The sequence below is a fragment of the Bartonella sp. CL100XZDX genome, from assembly GCF_042195375.1.
Classification (GTDB): domain Bacteria; phylum Pseudomonadota; class Alphaproteobacteria; order Rhizobiales; family Rhizobiaceae; genus Bartonella.
Genome location: NZ_JBHIOH010000062.1, coordinates 1 through 15,206, shown reverse-complemented (window position 1 = coordinate 15,206; position 15,206 = coordinate 1). Strand labels below are relative to the sequence as shown.

Below are 15,206 nucleotides of genomic sequence, written 5' to 3'. Positions count from 1 at the left end.
TTTTGTGGCTGCTTTTTTCTTTTCGTAATGGTTGTCTTTTTTGAAGAATTTTGCCCCTCTAACAAGGGGGTAGAGATTATTGTCTCAGTGTCGTTTACGGTGCTTATAACACGGGGTTGAGGGAACCGCACGAAATTACAGAGATGGTTTTCGAAAATCGTTTTATGCATGTTCAAGAACTCAATCGCTTAGGAGCACAGATAAAGCTTGATGGGCAGAGGGCAACCGTCTATGGAACAGAGAATTTGCAAGGGGCTCCCGTTATGGCGACGGATTTGCGTGCTTGTTGTTTCTCTTGTGATTGCAGCCCTCTTATCTTGTTACATTGGCGGCAAAGGGGGAAACAATCGTCAATCGTGTCTATCATCTTGATCGTGGATTTGAGAGATTAGAAGAAAAATTAGTCCGTTGTGGCGCAAAAATCCAACGCATCACAGTGTAATTCTCTTCGAAGGTATTCGGTCTGCCTTTAAGGGGTTTGATCTCAAGAAGCAAGCTTTGTTCATTTTCTCAATAAACGCGGGGCTTATCTCATGGTTTTGGAGCTTTTACGAGCGGGTATAAAAGTTTGAGAGGCGGGTGGGGCTCATAAAACAAACAAATAGAGACTGTTTTTAAATTTTATTGCTAATTTCATGAAATTACTTTATACCTTAAAGGGTAACTTTGGTCGTCTACGCAACGATCAAGAGGGATTCAAAACCCCTAAAGTTCAGTACATAAGATTAGCCTACTCTTGTGGGTTTCCCGGGATTCCGGGAGTTTTTGCCATGTCCAGGTGCGATGAGCACTAAAAGCAAAAAAGCTGACTGAACTCAGTGTTTTTGACTCCCGGAATACCAATGCGAGGGCGCTCGCAACCGGCAGGGGAGCTTGAAGTGAAAGCTAAAAATCCACACTTTAACGACATTTCGATAGGCAGAAAAATTCGCTTTAAAAGAACAATGATCGGAATGTCGCAAAAGCAATTAGGCAGTCAGTTAGGTGTGACTTTTCAACAAATCCAAAAATATGAAAAAGGCTCTAATCGTATAGGAGCTGGGCGTTTACAGGAAATTGCTGATATTCTCAATGTTCCCATTTCTTTTTTCTACTCCGATCTCTCAACAAAAGAAAATGTCTTGTATTGCTGTGATGAAAGGATTTCAAGTAAAGAAGAGCATATCCTTTTGAAAAGTTTTAGAGAGCTTAAACCTAAAAAGCAGAAGGCAATTTTGTGTTTGATTGTCTCATGAGATAAAAACACTGTTTTAAATTTTATTGCTGGTCTCCAGAAATTATTTTATGAACAAGCACCAGGGTTCTCGTCGTACAATGTGGTTGAATGGTGGAACCCAAAGCCTGAAAATCCAAGATGAAACATTAGCCTGCTTTATAAGTATCGCGAGATTCCGGGAGTTTTTGCCATGTCCAAGTGCGCTCTAGCACTAAAAGCAAAAAAAGCTGATTCGAACTCAGTACTTTCAGACTCCCGGAATACGCATAAGAGGCGCTCGCAACCGGTAGGGGAGCTTGAAGTGAAAGCTAAAAATCCACACTTTAACGATATTTCGATAGGCAGAAAAATTCGCTTTAAAAGAACAATGCTGGGAATGTCGCAAAAGAAATTAGGCAGCCAGTTAGGTGTGACTTTTCAACAAATCCAAAAATATGAAAAAGGCTCTAATCGTATAGGGGGTGGGGCGTTTACAAGAAATTGCCGATATTCTCAATGTTCCTATTGCCTTTTTTTACGCTGATCTCTCAACAAAAGAAAATGCTTTGTATTACTGTGATGAAAGAATCGGAAGTAAAGAAGAGCATATCCTTTTGAAAAGTTTTAGAGAGCTCAAACCTAAAAAGCAGAAAGCAATTTTAAGATTAAATTTTCGTTAGAATCAAAAAAAAATTAAAGAGGCTCTTGCTAAATAATAAATTATTATATAAAGCTTTTTCTAGAGAAGGGGGTTAACATTTCTCCTCCCCCCCCCCCGCAGAAATGTCCAAATAAAACCTCCTTCTCATCATTTTAAAAATCACGAAAAATTTTATCCTTTATCCTTTTAAAAAGAGTGACTTATTTGTGCTAGAAAAGTTGCTGTATTAGGCAAATTGGAGGGCGGGGTGTTTTTAGGATTTGGGAAGGGCTTGAAAAATCATCTTGCCAAATAGAGTTCTCAAAAGGAAATCTTGGAGAGCAATCATCCAAAGGGCGCACAGTGGAGAGCGATCATCAAAGGGGCGGCTTTAAAAGAAGCTACCAAAAATCCGGAACTTCAGGCTTTAAATGAGGACCAATCCGTACCGCTGAGACCTTTTCTGCTAAACCGGTGCGATCTGAAATCTCAACCGCTAAACCACAAAGGGTGGCAGGACCACACGCCGGTTCAAAACGGTCTTGCTTCGTCTTATAAAGAAAACGGTGTAAGGGTTCTTCTTTATCCATTCCAAGAGAGGAGTTATAATCTCCACACATGCCTGCATCTGTTAAATAGGCGCTCCCACCTTCTAAGATCTGCGCGTCAGCCGTGGGAATATGCGTATGTGTGCCAACGATAACACTCACACGACCATCAAGAAAATGGCCTAAACATTGCTTCTCGCTTGTCGTTTCTGCGTGAAAGTCAAAAATAATCGTGTCGGCTTGCTCCATCAACGAACAGGCAAGAAGAATATTTTCCGCTGTTTCAAATGGATCTTCTACTTTGCACGGCATAAAAACGTTGCCCAACAGATTGGCGACAAGAACACGGGCGCCATTTTTTGCCGTAAAAACACCAGCACCTTTTCCGGGAGTTTCTTTCGAAAAATTGGCAGGGCGTAAAAAACGATCACTCTCATGGGCATACTGCAATGCTTCTTTGTGAGAAAAAGCATGATTGCCCGTGGTGACAACATCAACACCGGTCATCAAAAGATCTTGATATGTCTCTTGCTTAAGACCAAAACCACCAGAGGCATTTTCACCATTTACCACAACAAAATCAAGCTGCCATTTCTCAATCAGTTGAGGAAGGTGTTTAAAAACAGCTTTACAGCCTGTGCTACCAACAATGTCACCTAAAAATAAAAAACGCATAGGCGCTTTAATCACACTTTAACATTTTAAGAAACCTTTTTCTGTAAAAATTCCTTGTACCTGTAGATCATGTTCTGCTGCGGGAATAGAGAAAACTTCCTGACATGAAAACCCTATGCCCCATAATGTCATTTGATGACCTTGTTTTTCAAGAGCTTCAACAGCACGGTCATAGTATCCTCCTCCATAGCCAAGACGGTGACAGTGACGATCAAACGCAGAAAGCGGAACAATAATATTATTGGGGACAACAACCTCATTGTCGGCACTGGGACCAAAGGTGCCAAAACGCATGGGCTCTAAAATCGTGCTGGGCGAAAATGCACGGAAAATCATGGTGGTGGAATCAAGAACTGCTGGTAAGGCTAAATGCCCACCGCGTAACGCTACAGCATCCAGTAAAGGACGCGGGTCAATTTCCGATTTAATGGGCCAATAGCCTGCTAAAATGAGGCGTGAAAAATCGGTTCCCTTCTTTTCAAGGTATTCAATAAAGTGGCAACAAGCACGCTGCGAAAAGAGTGCGCGCTCTTCTGTTAAAAGAGCATCACGACGCGATAAACCGCTTTTGCGTTGCTGTGTGCGAAGAGATGAAGCAGATTCACAGAGGGGATTTTGTGTCATTGTCTCGTCAATTGTTTTATAAGATGCTGATATTTTATCCATTGTTGGCGTTTTGTAAATCTCTGTATGGACAAGAGCTGTGCTCATGAAAAAAAGCATGAAAAAAAGTGTGTGCTCTTTATAGGGGGTATCTTGGTGCGATAAACCGCTTTTGCGCTGCTTGCGTGCGAAGGGATGAAGCAGATTCACAGAGGGGATTTTGTGTCATTGTCTCGTCAATTGTTTTATAAGATGCTGATATTTTATCCATTGTTGGCGTTTTGTAAATCTCTGTATGGACAAGAGCTGTGCTCATGAAAAAAAGCATGAAAAAAAGTGTGTGCTCTTTATAGGGGGTATCTTGGTGCGATAAACCGCTTTTGCGCTGCTTGCGTGCGAAGGGATGAAGCAGATTCACAGAGGGGATTTTGTGTCATTGTCTCGTCAATTGTTTTATAAGATGCTGATATTTTATCCATTGTTGGCGTTTTGTAAATCTCTGTATGGACAAGAGCTGTGCTCATGAAAAAAAGCATGAAAAAAAGTGTGTGCTCTTTATAGGGGGTATCTTGGTGCGATAAACCGCTTTTGCGCTGCTTGCGTGCGAAGGGATGAAGCAGATTCACAGAGGGGATTTTGTGTCATTGTCTCGTCAATTGTTTTATAAGATGCTGATATTTTATCCATTGTTGGCGTTTTGTAAATCTCTGTATGGACAAGAGCTGTGCTCATGAAAAAAAGCATGAAAAAAAGTGTGTGCTCTTTATAGGGGGTATCTTGGTGCGATAAACCGCTTTTGCGTTGCTTGCGTGCGAAGGGATGAAGCAGATTCACAGAGGGGATTATTTTGTCAGTGCTGTCTGTTTTATAAAATAAAGCCCCTCGTCATTTTTATTTCTTGAAAAGAGAGTATCGTCATTGGTCTTATGTAAAAGGACGCTCTCAATTTTAGCTGGAAAAATTTGATGCAAAAAAGTTATACAAATAAAGGGTGATCCACAACAGCCGATGGAAAAAGCTGATCCCGGGAACCTATACAAATAGGTGGGCGCCATATGAAAAAGCCCACGGGCTTGATCAGGGACAGCTCCCTTGGAGATCATTAAGGTCTCAGGAATACGTTATTTCCTGTCGAGAAGCGCAGAACACCCTCCTTAATATAAAACAATTTCAGAGTTTCTGCTAGGGATAAAATAACCTCGCTCTCTTCTTTTTCATAAAGTATTTCAGGAGAGATTGATGATATTGTTGGTGGTTGCTCGAAATGGCTGTATGATGGATGGCTTATTCAAAGTAAAAAAGCAAAAAATATGAGTGGGGGTGGGTGTTTGAGTGACGTAGAACGGTTTATTGGCAATGGCTTGATTGGCTCTTTTGGGACAATGCTTGATTTTTATGTTTCGCGGGAATACTTGGAGGAGCTTTGAAGGGAATATTTCTTATTCAAGGATGTTGGTTGAACTGGTGTTGCACCTTTGAAGTTTTTGCCTTGTGAAGCCATATTTCAGGGCTGTTTTATCAACTTTGAGGGGGGGAGGAGAGCCGATACGGTATGTGCTGCTATGGTTGAAGCTTAAAAATAAAAAACAGATGATGATAGTTTATCAGAGGCGCTAAGCGATGTTGTAAGCTTTTTTAAAAAAGTATTTTTTGAGGATCGTGTTTACAATTTTTTTTTATCCATGATGGAAGGTGTGAAAAGAAGAAACGGCTGAAGAGGACTCAAGCGTGAAGCGTTTGCTTGCTATGAGAAGAAATTCTGAAGGAAGTATATTGGAAATGTTTGGACGCTGCCTGTAATACAAAAAAAAGTCCAAATTCAAAAAAGGCACTGTCAATTGTGTGTGGGTGTGGTTATAAGCAGGGGGCTTTTAATTTATTGAGTGGAATGTGAAGCCGGCTTGCGTCTTATCTAGGTTTGAAAGCATGCCGTAAAGTGTCTTGTTCTTGAATGGTTTTAAAGAGCTTGGGGTGATTGTTCGTCTAACAGAGCTTGCACGCGCTTTTGAATCCTGCGCATTTGTGGAGTGTAATCCAATGCTGTTTCATCAATCTTAAGAGCCAAGTTTTGGACGCTCTGTTGCTTCCATGGTAATGGCTAAGTTTCAAAAAAAGGCACTGTCAATTGTGTGTGGGGGGGTGTGGTTATAAGCAGGGGGCTTTTAGTTTATTGAGTGGAATGTGAAGCCGGCTTGCGTCTTATCTAGGTTTGAAAGCATGCCGTAAAGTGTCTTGTTCTTGAATGGTTTTAAAGAGCTTGGGGTGATTGTTCGTCTAACAGAGCTTGCACGCGCTTTTGAATCCTGCGCATTTGTGGATAGTAATCCAATGCTGTTTCATAAGCTTTAAGAGCAAGTTTTGGACGCTCCGTTGCTTCCATGACAACGCCAAGTTCAAAAAAAGCACTATAATTGCGCGGCTCAAGTTCAAGAGCATGGTTGAGATCAAGCAGGGCAAGCTTGAAATCGTTCAGTTGAATGTGAATCCAAGCACGCCTTACCCAAGCTTCAGAATGAGTAGGTAAAAGTGCAAGAGCATTGTCAATATAATCAAGCGCAAGTCCATAATCATCGCTGTTGAGTGCATTTTCAGCCCATGACATTAAAAGATCAATCGTCTCACTCCCCGATTGGGACCATAAATGTTGAAGTTGTTGACTGATCTTTTTCGCTTTAGCAACATCAGCACAATATTTCAATTCTTTGAGTAAACGTGAAATTTCTGCTTCTTTGCGTTGCTTAACTCTGTCAACATGGGAAAGCTGCTCTTTGTCAAGATCTTCAAGAATAACCGCCGAGGAATCAGAATCGGAGGGCGTTGAGGAAGGGGGAGGAGAATTGGGAATAAGATCATCTAATGGTAAAAGCGATTGTGGAGAAGGCCGATCTTCAGGAAGAGAAGGAGGATTTTGCCCATAGCTCGAGGGAACAAAACAAAAAACGCCAACAAAAAAAAGAAAAAACGCGCGCTGAAAAATACAGAAAAAACGCAGCTGAAAAAATCGAAAGGCTTTAAAAAAAATAAAAGAATCCATAAAAACAAGCCCCCAAAAGATAAATCACCAAATATTATCAAATACTAGACTTGTAATCAACGGACTTATAACCAAAAAAACGCAAGGAAAAATTTTTAAGCCTACAATCAAAGTAGGCATAAAAACATTGACCTTAAAGAAATTAGCCCTAAAAGAATTAGCCCTGACGTGCTCTAAAACGTGGGTTCGTTTTATTCAGAATATAAACACGACCCTTACGACGCACCAAACGATTGTTACGGTGGCGCTCTTTTAGTGCTTTAAGCGAATTTTTAATTTTCATCATATTCACCGTTTAAATAGTTTACGTAACACAATACTATAATACAACACTAAAATATAATACCACAACCCCAATAGACTGCTTACTCTATGAGCATTGCATTGCGATATCGTACTTGCATTATAACATCACACGATACACTTTTTCACTGTGATCACAAAAAGAAAAGCGCACTCTTAAGGTACGCATTAACACACTTCATTAGCACAACGATAAGTGAAAATTGCAAAAAAGTAGGAGAGATTTAACAAGAAGTCTTATTCTTGTCAAGGGTATATCCCTTACAAATTCCTTAGGGTGTGTTAATGGTTGCCTTGAAGGTAAAAATTTTCTCGTAAAAAAAGGACACAAAAAAGCACAAAGAGTGGAAAAAAGTAAAAGCCTTTTCAGCTTTAAACAAATAAGCTCTGTTAGGGAGTGTTGAAAGATCAGGAGCGCTGTTGAGCCGTTGGATTGTTGAAGTTGGTGTGGTTTTTTTGTCGTTAAGGGCAAGGGGGGGCTTCTTAAAACGCAAGGGGCTTGTTTGTGGGGGCTCGTGAAGCCCTGTCAGGTACGTGCGCCGGCTGAAATGCTTGAAGTGGGGGGAAGAGGGGGAGCCGTTGGATTGTTGAAGTTGGTGTGGTTTTTTTGTCGTTAAGGGCAAGGGGGGGCTTCTTAAAACGCAAGAGGCTTGTTTGTGGGGGGCTCGTGAAGCCCTGTCAGGTGCGCGTGCGCCGGCTGAAATGCTTGAAGTGGGGGAAGAGGGGAGCCGTTGGAATTGTTTCTTGTATTTGTGTACGCCGTGCCTATAGTTTCAAACGTCCCCTTATGAAAAATCTCATACTCTCAATATGGGCCTTCAATAACTGGGAATCACATTAAATACGTCTAGAAATATGAAAATAAGGATTATGGTATTTTAATACCACGTTTTTCACGATTTTTTTTATTTATTAATTTCTTTATTCCATTTTTGAATTGCTAAGTTTAGTCCTGTAAGCGCTTTACGGTACAGTTTTCGATATTTAATGGTAGAATAAACAAGCCAAACGGATAATGTTATTATTGCACAACCGACAATGATCCCTAGAATGCGTCCTAATATTATAGCTTCAGTCATTTTCTCTCCTTATTGTATTTTGATTAGCAACCGCTTCGTCTAGTTGTTTCATTACTTTTTTCAGTTTCTTCTTTACTATGATCCGTAGCACCAAAAAGATTGGTATCGAACCGTACAGAATTAATGCGCATATCAGCCCGATTGCAGTTGCTACATTCATCTGAGGTTTATCCGCACTGCCTAATATTGAGAGGAAAATGTATAAACAGACGCTTATAAAAATTATGAATATAAACTCTCTCAGTGAAACAACACCAGCCTTTAATGTTTCCTTAACTTCTTTTTGGATATCGAGGACTAAGTCCCATTGAGAAGATGTATCATTTTGTTCTTTTAGTGATGCATTCGATAGGTTTGGTTTTGTCATGTTGATATTCGTTTGTTTCTTGAGGGTTTTGTCTTTTGATAAAGCGAATAACTCAGTTTCTCAGACTATTTTTATGAAATGAAAAAAGATTTCTGTACTTGTTAAAATGATAATACGAATGACTTGCTACGTCTGTAGCGCATCTTCCCTTTATTATTATGAGGCATGTACAATTTTTCGTGCCGCTATATAAAAGATTCGTTTTGTGAGTACAATTATATTTTATCACTAAACTACAGGCGAAGAGGCATTTAATATTGAAGTGTTTAGCCGGTTGAATTTACTTAAGAAAAACTTGATTGTTGACAGATCGGCACAGGAATCTTCGTCCTTGAGCGCGGTTAGGCGCTCAAATTTGAATAACGTAATTTTATAGGGGAAAGAACGAAGGCGATAGACATAACGAAGGTGACAAATATTACAGATATTAAAGTGAGTGATATTTTAAACGGTTGTTGTTTAGAGTGTAAGCTAAATTTACGGTTTTCTTTCGGTGTGTAGTTGTATGTTTATCTGCTATTTTAAGCTTTATTGCGAAATGAAATAAGGAGAGACGCTTCAAGCTCTAGAAAATACGACACAGGTAATATCGCCTTATGAGGGGAGAGAGGATATTGCTATGATGGATAAGCTTAGTACTGTAATTATATCTTTGACATGAAACTCAAGGGGTGGTGCGGAGCGCGGCGCTTGGCACTTTTGTGAAAGAATGAACACAAGAAGGGAGACTAGAGGCAATGAGAACGCATTGTTAGAATGCTCTCTATAGGCTGCAAGAGGTAAGTTTATCCTCTAAAGGTTGGAATTAAAAGGCCTAAAGATTGGCATTAAAAGAAAAATGAAGGGGCTGCGTATGTTATGGGGGAATATTTATGCGGTGGAAGGTGGAGGGGTGATGAACTTGGGGGCTGGTGAATTGCTTTTAGTCGTGGGGGGATGTTTTTGAGAAAAGGAGGAGGAGCTGTTGGATTGTTGATTGGTGTGGTTTTGTGTCTTTGAGGGTGGGGGCATGGAAGAGAAGGAGCTTGTAGGAGGGCTTTCACGCCCTTTCAGGGCGAATTAAAAGGTTAGGGGCGCTTTTCAAGCCGCGGGATATCGGTGTGGGGTGAAGCTTTTGTTATGGGGGAATATTTATGCGGTGGAAGGTGGAGGGGTGATGAACTTGGGGGCTGGTGGATTGTTTTTAGCCGTGGGGGGATATTTTTGAGAAAAGGAAGGGGAGCTGTTGGATTGTTGATTGGTGTGGTTTTGTATCTTTGAGGGTGGGGCATGGAAGAGAAGGAGCTTGTAGGAGGGCTTCACGCCCTTTCAGGGCGAATTAAAAGGTTAGGGGCGCTGTTGAAGCCGCGGGATATCGGTGTGGGGTGAAGTTTTTGTTATGGGGGAATATTTATGCGGTGGAAGGTGGAGGGGTGATGAACTTGGGGGCTGGTGAATTGCTTTTAGTCGTGGGGGGACTTTTTTGAGAAAAGGAGGAGGAGCTGTTGGATTGTTGATTGGTGTGGTTTTGTGTCTTTGAGGGTAGGGCATGGAAGAGAAGGAGCTTGTAGGAGGGCTTTCACGCCCTTTCAGGGCGAATTAAAAGGTTAGGGGCGCTTTTCAAGCCGCGGGATATCGGTGTGGGGTGAAGCTTTGTTTTTTCAGTTCATTGGGGGATAGTGTGAAAAAGCATTTGTATGTATGTGGGCTTAAGATTTTTTGGCTGGTCCCAATAATTGGATGACGTGCCCCATTTTGCGGTGGGGGTGAACAGTGCTTTTGCCATATAAATGGATCGAGGTGTGCTCTTGCTTTAGAAAATATTTTAACGTGCTAAAATTGTTACCAAGAAGATTGGTCATTTGGCAATCGCTATGGCGATAGGGACTGCCTAAGGGAAGCCCGCAAATAGCACGGATATGCTGTTCAAATTGTGAAGTTATGCATGCCTTTTGTGTCCAATGACCAGAATTATGGACACGCGGCGCTAATTCATTCACTAAAAGATGACCATCCGTTAAGACAAAAAACTCAATACAAAGAACACCAACATAATCGAGGGCATCCATGACTGTTAAGCTGATTTCTTGAGCTGCTTTTTGCACGTCAAATGGAATATGTGATGGAACAAAGGATTTATGAAGAATTCCGTGTTTGTGTTGGTTTTCAGGGCAATCATAAAAAATATGTTCCCCTTGTTTTGTGCGGGCAGAAAGAACCGAAATTTCCGATAAAAAAGGAACTATTTCTTCCAAAATACAAGGCTGTTCCTGAAAAGTCCTTAAGGCTTCGTCAAGGGTTTGTTCATTGGGGTGATCAAGTTTGATCTGGTTTTTTCCGTCATAACCAAAACGACGCGTCTTTAAAAGACCACGTCCGCCTAAAGTATCAAGAGCGGAAAGAAGAGAAGAAGAATTGTCAATAGCGTGCCATGACGCGGTGCCAATCCCTTGATCACGCAAAAATTGCTTCTCAAAAAGTCGATCTTGCGTGATCTCTAATGCTTTGGAAGAAGGATAAACAGGCTTACTCTTTTCTACATATTGAACCGTTTGAAGAGAAAGATTTTCAAATTCATAGCTGACAACATCACATTGAGAAATAAAATGATCTAAAGCTGATGTATCGTCATAGGAGGAAACAATATGGTTGTTTGCTGTTTGAGCGGCTGGGCAATCGGCCTCAGGGCAAAAAATAACGGTTCGAAATCCTAATTCTGCGGCCGCTATGGCGAGCATCCGTGCTAATTGTCCGCCCCCGATTAAACCAATGACGCTGCCTGGAGGTAACATGGTGGAGGGGGTGGCGTTGGCTGAGGGAGTAGCGTTTGAGGAGGGAGTGGTGTTGGCTGAGGGAGTAGCGTTTGAGGAGAGGGTGGCGTTGGCTGAGGGGGCGGCGTTGGCTGAGGGAGTGGTGTTGGCTGAGGGGACGGTGTTGGAGGAGGGGGCGGCGTTGGAGGAGAGAGTAGTGTTGGCTGAAGGGGCGGCGTTGGAGGAGAGAGTGGTGTTGGCTGAAGGAGCGGCGTTGGCTGAAGGGGTGGTGTTGGAGGAGAGGGTGGCGTTGGCTGAAGGGGTGGCGTTGGAGGAGAGAGTAGTGTTGGCTGAGGGGGCGTTGAAAAACGGTGCCATTTTAAACCTCCGTTACAGGCGTTTGGGCGACATTGGCTGTTTGTTGTTGACGCCAATCTTCTAATCGTTGGGCGAGATCATGGTCATAAACGGCCATAACGGCTGCGGCTAAAAGTGCTGCATTAATTGCGCCTGCTTTGCCAATTGCTAATGTGCCAACGGGTATCCCTGCTGGCATTTGCACGATTGAAAGCAAAGAATCTTGACCAGAAAGAGAATGAGAATGCACTGGAACGCCAAAAACAGGAAGAGGAGTAAGGGCTGCTAACATACCTGGAAGATGCGCTGCACCCCCCGCTCCGGCAATTAAAACTTTAAACCCTGCTTCTTTTGCTTCTTTTGCAAATTGATAAAGGCGTTCAGGAGTTCGGTGTGCTGAGACAATATGCGAACTATGAGAAATACCAAGACTCGTCAAAATATCTGCACTATGGCACATCGTTTGCCAATCCGATTGGCTCCCCATTAAAATCGCGACATCACATGATTTTTTCATCATTCACTATCCTTTTCAAAGGTTCAATGCGATTCTTTATCATTATTTTTTAAAGTTTTATATTCTCTTTGCAAAGCCAATTGATGACAGAGAAACAGTTATTTTTTAAATAAGGTGGAAAGCTAAAAATTTAAAGGGGGAGACCAAGAGATGAAAAACTAAAGTATTGAAGGCATGAAGCACTTCTTTTTTTGGGGGGAGATGAATTTTGAGGAGAGGTGTTAAGGGGTGGTGTTGGATCCATGAGGCTGTTAAGCTTGCGGCATTGTAAAAGGGAAAAATATATTGGGAAAAATACATTGATTATAAGTTTTTTAAAAAAATGTCTTACTTTTTATTTGCTAAAATAAACAAGATCACCATATGATATAAAATCTGTTGCAATTTGAAACATTGCTTATGAGAAAAAGAGATTTTTATGGCGAAAATGCGTTGCAAAGTGAGGATATTCTTTTGAGAAATAAAGAGATGTATATCTCTCGATTTCAAAGCCTATTTATTTTGTTGTTCAAGTGATTCTTTTGTGAGTGGGGGGATATAATCTTTATAATTGTCAATATATCTTTAACAATGGCTGATATTAAGGGGAAGCGAATAATCAACGCTTTTGTGCTTTTAACGCTTTTGTTGAGATCTGTTTCTTAGCGATTATATCGTTTTTTCCCTTAAATATAAGGGCAATATCAATCGCGAATGACGAATTGTGAATAATAAATCCATGGTCTCTTTTTTGCCCAATTTTGTAATATGGTGAACGCTGAAATAAATAAGAGTTAAACAACGGATGTAAAGGAGATTTAAAAGCTATGTTTCTTCCATTTTTAATCGCTTTAGGTACTGCTGTAACGACTATGTGTGGTAAAAAAAATATAAGTTATGCTTTGTGGGCAATTTTATTCGTTGTCATTCTTCTCACTTTCAATCATCACGCAACTTCTACTTTAAATTTATCTTTTTGAGAGAATAGCCATGGAACATGTTGAACAAAAAAACCCTCACTTCGTCATCTTTATGAATACGCTAGGACTCTTTGGGTTATCCATTGTCTTGGTGGTGGCTTTTTATTATCAATTGGTAAAGTTTGAGTTACCTTGTCCCCTTTGTTTGCTGCAGCGCGTTGGATTGATACTGGCAGGTTGTGGGTTCTTGCTCAATATTCACCATAAGGTGAAAAATACCCATTATGGTATGGTTATTCTCGGTTGTATGGTAACCAGTGCTGTGGCAGCACGACAAGTGTTTTTGCATATCACACCCGATGATTTAGGATATGGTTCAACGTTCTTTGGATTGCATTTTTATACTTGGGCTTTCATTATTTCTGTCCTTTGTATCTTTGCTGTCTCATTTGTCATGATTTTAGGCGAATTGGCACACAAGTTCAAAGAATTTTCTCCTTTTCCAGTCTTGAGTAAAACAGCAAGTTTCTTATTTGTATTTTTGATTGCGGCAAATTTGATTTCTACCATACTGGAATGTGGTGGTGGGCAATGTGCCGATGATCCTGTAAGGTATGAGTTGTTATCAAGTTGGTTCCCTTCATAGTTTCGAATTTGTTTAATAATCCCTCATCGTAATTTTTATTGTTAAAGAGGCGGAATATTTAAAAATCCGCTTCTTTTTTATTTATTGGGAAGACATTTTAGCAAGATTGTTCGATAATCTGATCTTTTATACTAACGCTGGCTTTTATGAGCGCTGGCGATTGATATTTTTTTTAGCGAAGACTTGTACTGTGCACCTTTTATGCTGTCTTTTGAGAGAGATGAAGGGATTGATTGGCTTGGAGGCGTTTGTAGAGAAGCCCCGGACTGCTGAGCCACGTGGGTTAAGAAGCCTCGTTTTTTTAGAGCATTAACGATAAAAAATTTTTGTTCTTGATTTTTCGTAATATTGTGTTAAATAGGTTTTTGTATTCATTTTGGTGCTTCTAAAGCGTTTTTATTGCTTCTAGAGGGATTAATTTAAAATTTTGAAAGTTATGTGAATAATTTTCTGCAGAGGTTTGTTTATTAGAGGCAAACCTTTTTTTTTATCTAACTTTTAGATGTTTTCTTTCAGTGTGAAGCCTTTTTTTAGAAAAAGGTAAGCGTCTTGATGATGCCTCTTTTTTTATTAATATATTGATTTATAATGATAAATAACCATTCTTAACGTAAAGCACTTCGCTGAATATAATAAAATTTCTCATCACCAGTTCTCTTATATTAAATCAATTAAAATTACTTGCTTGTAAATCATAAGCGGGGGGCATGTGGGGCAAAACTGTACAAGAAAGGCATGCCTTTAATGAAGAGTCTCTTGAACCGAAGGCTGTCTGCAACATTGGGAGCTGGCAGAGTTTTTGTGATGATGCCGGCCTCGTTCTTCCATAAGCGTAAACTTGTTTCTCCATAAGCGTAAAGATAAGGGGGGCTGAATGGATTTTATACACTTCATGGGGGCTTTAACCATTCCTTTACGGGCGGCGTTTTGCAAAATGGGTGTGACGAGCGTTGAGAGATCTTTCTTTAAAATAAGCGTGTGAATATGCAACGCAAGTCTATTCCTTTTGGTGCGTTTTGTATTACGAAAAAATATTGACTTATAAGGATAAGTTATCGTTGCGAATGTTGAATGAGAAAAACGAAAAGCTTCTCTCATCTCAAACTTTCTTATAGTCAATTAATTAAATGTACTCTTCTACGTTACAAAAAGCACTGGATGTAAATAAAAATTCTTTTAAAAGTCGTAAAAAGCTTCTTACAACCCCTTTTGATCGCTAGAATTTGTCGAAAAATTTTATGCTGGTTAATACAAATAATAGGGCAGTTTATATCTATGATTTAAGTGAAAATAGGGGGGATTTAGATGAAAAGGGAGGCGAGATTTTAATGACAGTTGTTGAATACGTTATTGTGTAATGCATTTTTTACAGATTTTCTGCTTTCTGTAAATACGTAAAAGCGTAAAAACGGGAATATGTAAAAAAGGAAGCAGGGACTTTATGCGTGGTGTATGATTTTATCATGGTATGGAATGTGGAGAGAAGATTGGGGGGGATGAAGAGGCGGGGGTGTTGACGAGAGAGGAGGGTGTGGGGGTGGGGAAAGTTGCTTTTGAAGTGAGATTGACCGGTGCTTTGTGTGATCTTACTTTAGGATAGCGAAGGGGCAAGAA

The 15,206-nt window shown here is 40.5% G+C and carries 18 protein-coding genes, 1 other RNA gene and 1 pseudogene; 8 read left to right on the top strand and 12 right to left on the bottom strand.

Going from position 1 to position 15,206, the window contains the following annotated elements; all coding sequences use genetic code 11:
• Window positions 1-134 precede the first annotated feature (134 nt).
• The 3 genes and pseudogenes from ACFILU_RS06650 to ACFILU_RS06640 all read left to right on the top strand — a co-directional run.
• Window positions 135-442: pseudogene (locus ACFILU_RS06650) on the top strand (UDP-N-acetylglucosamine 1-carboxyvinyltransferase); the annotation flags it as partial.
• A gap of 436 nt (window positions 443-878) precedes the next feature.
• Window positions 879-1,235, top strand: a complete 357-nt coding sequence (locus ACFILU_RS06645) for a helix-turn-helix domain-containing protein (protein ID WP_375674001.1) — start codon at window positions 879-881, stop codon at window positions 1,233-1,235.
• Window positions 1,236-1,406: 171 nt separating this feature from the next.
• Complete coding sequence (locus ACFILU_RS06640; protein WP_375675299.1) at window positions 1,407-1,739, top strand: helix-turn-helix domain-containing protein; 333 nt, start codon at window positions 1,407-1,409, stop codon at window positions 1,737-1,739.
• Window positions 1,740-2,236: 497 nt separating this feature from the next.
• Here the strand turns inward: ACFILU_RS06640 and ACFILU_RS06635 are convergent, their stop codons facing one another.
• The 10 genes from ACFILU_RS06635 to ACFILU_RS06590 form a co-directional block, all read right to left on the bottom strand.
• The gene (locus tag ACFILU_RS06635) at window positions 2,237-3,058 is read right to left on the bottom strand and encodes a TIGR00282 family metallophosphoesterase (RefSeq protein WP_375675298.1); all 822 of its coding nucleotides are present in this window, start codon (window positions 3,056-3,058) and stop codon (window positions 2,237-2,239) included.
• 18 nt (window positions 3,059-3,076) lie between these two features.
• The gene (locus ACFILU_RS06630) at window positions 3,077-3,682 is read right to left on the bottom strand and encodes a 5-formyltetrahydrofolate cyclo-ligase (RefSeq protein ID WP_375675349.1); all 606 of its coding nucleotides are present in this window, start codon (window positions 3,680-3,682) and stop codon (window positions 3,077-3,079) included.
• 118 nt (window positions 3,683-3,800) lie between these two features.
• On the bottom strand, window positions 3,801-3,977 hold the full coding sequence (locus ACFILU_RS06625; RefSeq protein ID WP_375675296.1) for a hypothetical protein: 177 nt from the start codon (window positions 3,975-3,977) through the stop codon (window positions 3,801-3,803).
• 31 nt (window positions 3,978-4,008) lie between these two features.
• Window positions 4,009-4,185: a hypothetical protein gene (locus ACFILU_RS06620; RefSeq protein WP_375675296.1), complete on the bottom strand. Its 177-nt coding sequence runs from the start codon at window positions 4,183-4,185 to the stop codon at window positions 4,009-4,011.
• Between the two features lie 31 nt (window positions 4,186-4,216).
• Entirely contained in the window at window positions 4,217-4,393 is a 177-nt protein-coding gene (locus ACFILU_RS06615; protein WP_375675296.1) for a hypothetical protein, read from the bottom strand.
• A gap of 257 nt (window positions 4,394-4,650) precedes the next feature.
• Window positions 4,651-4,811, bottom strand: a non-coding RNA gene (gene ssrS, locus ACFILU_RS06610) — 6S RNA.
• A 1,098-nt stretch (window positions 4,812-5,909) separates the two neighbouring features.
• Window positions 5,910-6,695, bottom strand: coding sequence for a tetratricopeptide repeat protein (locus ACFILU_RS06605; protein ID WP_273790840.1), 786 nt, complete (start codon window positions 6,693-6,695; stop codon window positions 5,910-5,912).
• 157 nt (window positions 6,696-6,852) lie between these two features.
• The gene (gene ykgO / locus ACFILU_RS06600; protein WP_004863016.1) at window positions 6,853-6,978 is read right to left on the bottom strand and encodes a type B 50S ribosomal protein L36; all 126 of its coding nucleotides are present in this window, start codon (window positions 6,976-6,978) and stop codon (window positions 6,853-6,855) included.
• A 925-nt stretch (window positions 6,979-7,903) separates the two neighbouring features.
• Window positions 7,904-8,077: a hypothetical protein gene (locus tag ACFILU_RS06595; protein WP_273790839.1), complete on the bottom strand. Its 174-nt coding sequence runs from the start codon at window positions 8,075-8,077 to the stop codon at window positions 7,904-7,906.
• Window positions 8,070-8,444 carry a hypothetical protein gene (locus ACFILU_RS06590; protein WP_375675294.1) on the bottom strand — a complete coding sequence of 125 codons (375 nt, stop codon included), beginning with the start codon at window positions 8,442-8,444 and terminating at the stop codon, window positions 8,070-8,072. Before ACFILU_RS06590 ends, ACFILU_RS06595 begins: the two co-directional genes overlap by 8 nt.
• A gap of 1,119 nt (window positions 8,445-9,563) precedes the next feature.
• On the opposite strand from ACFILU_RS06590, the gene ACFILU_RS06585 reads away from it, so the two are divergent.
• Entirely contained in the window at window positions 9,564-9,704 is a 141-nt protein-coding gene (locus tag ACFILU_RS06585) for a hypothetical protein (RefSeq protein WP_375675293.1), read from the top strand.
• 428 nt (window positions 9,705-10,132) lie between these two features.
• On the opposite strand, the gene ACFILU_RS06580 is transcribed toward ACFILU_RS06585, so the two are convergent.
• Window positions 10,133-11,215 (bottom strand): 5-(carboxyamino)imidazole ribonucleotide synthase, encoded by a 1,083-nt coding sequence (locus ACFILU_RS06580; RefSeq protein WP_375675291.1) that lies wholly within the window; start codon window positions 11,213-11,215, stop codon window positions 10,133-10,135.
• On the opposite strand from ACFILU_RS06580, the gene ACFILU_RS06575 reads away from it, so the two are divergent.
• A complete protein-coding gene (locus tag ACFILU_RS06575) occupies window positions 11,214-11,615 on the top strand; it encodes a hypothetical protein (RefSeq protein WP_375675289.1) in 402 nt (133 codons plus the stop codon). The two genes, ACFILU_RS06580 and ACFILU_RS06575, sit on opposite strands and share 2 nt — an antisense overlap.
• On the opposite strand, the gene purE is transcribed toward ACFILU_RS06575, so the two are convergent.
• A complete protein-coding gene (gene purE / locus ACFILU_RS06570; RefSeq protein ID WP_273790836.1) occupies window positions 11,553-12,050 on the bottom strand; it encodes a 5-(carboxyamino)imidazole ribonucleotide mutase in 498 nt (165 codons plus the stop codon). The genes ACFILU_RS06575 and purE overlap by 63 nt on opposite strands.
• Before the next feature lie 803 nt (window positions 12,051-12,853).
• Between purE and ACFILU_RS06565 the strand changes: the two genes are divergently transcribed.
• The 3 genes from ACFILU_RS06565 (at window position 12,854) to ACFILU_RS06555 (ending at window position 14,422) form a co-directional block, all read left to right on the top strand.
• Entirely contained in the window at window positions 12,854-13,006 is a 153-nt protein-coding gene (locus ACFILU_RS06565) for a DUF5993 family protein (protein WP_273790835.1), read from the top strand.
• 10 nt (window positions 13,007-13,016) lie between these two features.
• Complete coding sequence (locus ACFILU_RS06560) at window positions 13,017-13,592, top strand: disulfide bond formation protein B (RefSeq protein WP_375675287.1); 576 nt, start codon at window positions 13,017-13,019, stop codon at window positions 13,590-13,592.
• A gap of 707 nt (window positions 13,593-14,299) precedes the next feature.
• Window positions 14,300-14,422, top strand: a complete 123-nt coding sequence (locus tag ACFILU_RS06555) for a hypothetical protein (RefSeq protein WP_375675285.1) — start codon at window positions 14,300-14,302, stop codon at window positions 14,420-14,422.
• The last annotated feature ends 784 nt before the right edge of the window (window positions 14,423-15,206 follow it).

What these genes read in the sequence shown, in the direction of transcription:
- ACFILU_RS06640 (WP_375675299.1), top strand. Translation starts at nt 1,407, where the DNA reads ATGTCCAAGTGCGCTCTAGCACTAAAAGCAAAAAAAGCTGATTCGAAC.
- ACFILU_RS06635 (WP_375675298.1), bottom strand. Translation starts at nt 3,058, where the DNA reads ATGCGTTTTTTATTTTTAGGTGACATTGTTGGTAGCACAGGCTGTAAA.
- ACFILU_RS06630 (WP_375675349.1), bottom strand. Translation starts at nt 3,682, where the DNA reads ATGACACAAAATCCCCTCTGTGAATCTGCTTCATCTCTTCGCACACAG.
- ACFILU_RS06625 (WP_375675296.1), bottom strand. Translation starts at nt 3,977, where the DNA reads ATGAGCACAGCTCTTGTCCATACAGAGATTTACAAAACGCCAACAATG.
- ACFILU_RS06620 (WP_375675296.1), bottom strand. Translation starts at nt 4,185, where the DNA reads ATGAGCACAGCTCTTGTCCATACAGAGATTTACAAAACGCCAACAATG.
- ACFILU_RS06615 (WP_375675296.1), bottom strand. Translation starts at nt 4,393, where the DNA reads ATGAGCACAGCTCTTGTCCATACAGAGATTTACAAAACGCCAACAATG.
- ACFILU_RS06605 (WP_273790840.1), bottom strand. Translation starts at nt 6,695, where the DNA reads ATGGATTCTTTTATTTTTTTTAAAGCCTTTCGATTTTTTCAGCTGCGT.
- ykgO (WP_004863016.1), bottom strand. Translation starts at nt 6,978, where the DNA reads ATGAAAATTAAAAATTCGCTTAAAGCACTAAAAGAGCGCCACCGTAAC.
- ACFILU_RS06595 (WP_273790839.1), bottom strand. Translation starts at nt 8,077, where the DNA reads ATGACTGAAGCTATAATATTAGGACGCATTCTAGGGATCATTGTCGGT.
- ACFILU_RS06590 (WP_375675294.1), bottom strand. Translation starts at nt 8,444, where the DNA reads ATGACAAAACCAAACCTATCGAATGCATCACTAAAAGAACAAAATGAT.
- ACFILU_RS06585 (WP_375675293.1), top strand. Translation starts at nt 9,564, where the DNA reads ATGGGGGAATATTTATGCGGTGGAAGGTGGAGGGGTGATGAACTTGGG.
- ACFILU_RS06575 (WP_375675289.1), top strand. Translation starts at nt 11,214, where the DNA reads ATGGTGGAGGGGGTGGCGTTGGCTGAGGGAGTAGCGTTTGAGGAGGGA.
- ACFILU_RS06580 (WP_375675291.1), bottom strand. Translation starts at nt 11,215, where the DNA reads ATGTTACCTCCAGGCAGCGTCATTGGTTTAATCGGGGGCGGACAATTA.
- purE (WP_273790836.1), bottom strand. Translation starts at nt 12,050, where the DNA reads ATGATGAAAAAATCATGTGATGTCGCGATTTTAATGGGGAGCCAATCG.
- ACFILU_RS06565 (WP_273790835.1), top strand. Translation starts at nt 12,854, where the DNA reads ATGTTTCTTCCATTTTTAATCGCTTTAGGTACTGCTGTAACGACTATG.
- ACFILU_RS06560 (WP_375675287.1), top strand. Translation starts at nt 13,017, where the DNA reads ATGGAACATGTTGAACAAAAAAACCCTCACTTCGTCATCTTTATGAAT.
- ACFILU_RS06555 (WP_375675285.1), top strand. Translation starts at nt 14,300, where the DNA reads ATGTGGGGCAAAACTGTACAAGAAAGGCATGCCTTTAATGAAGAGTCT.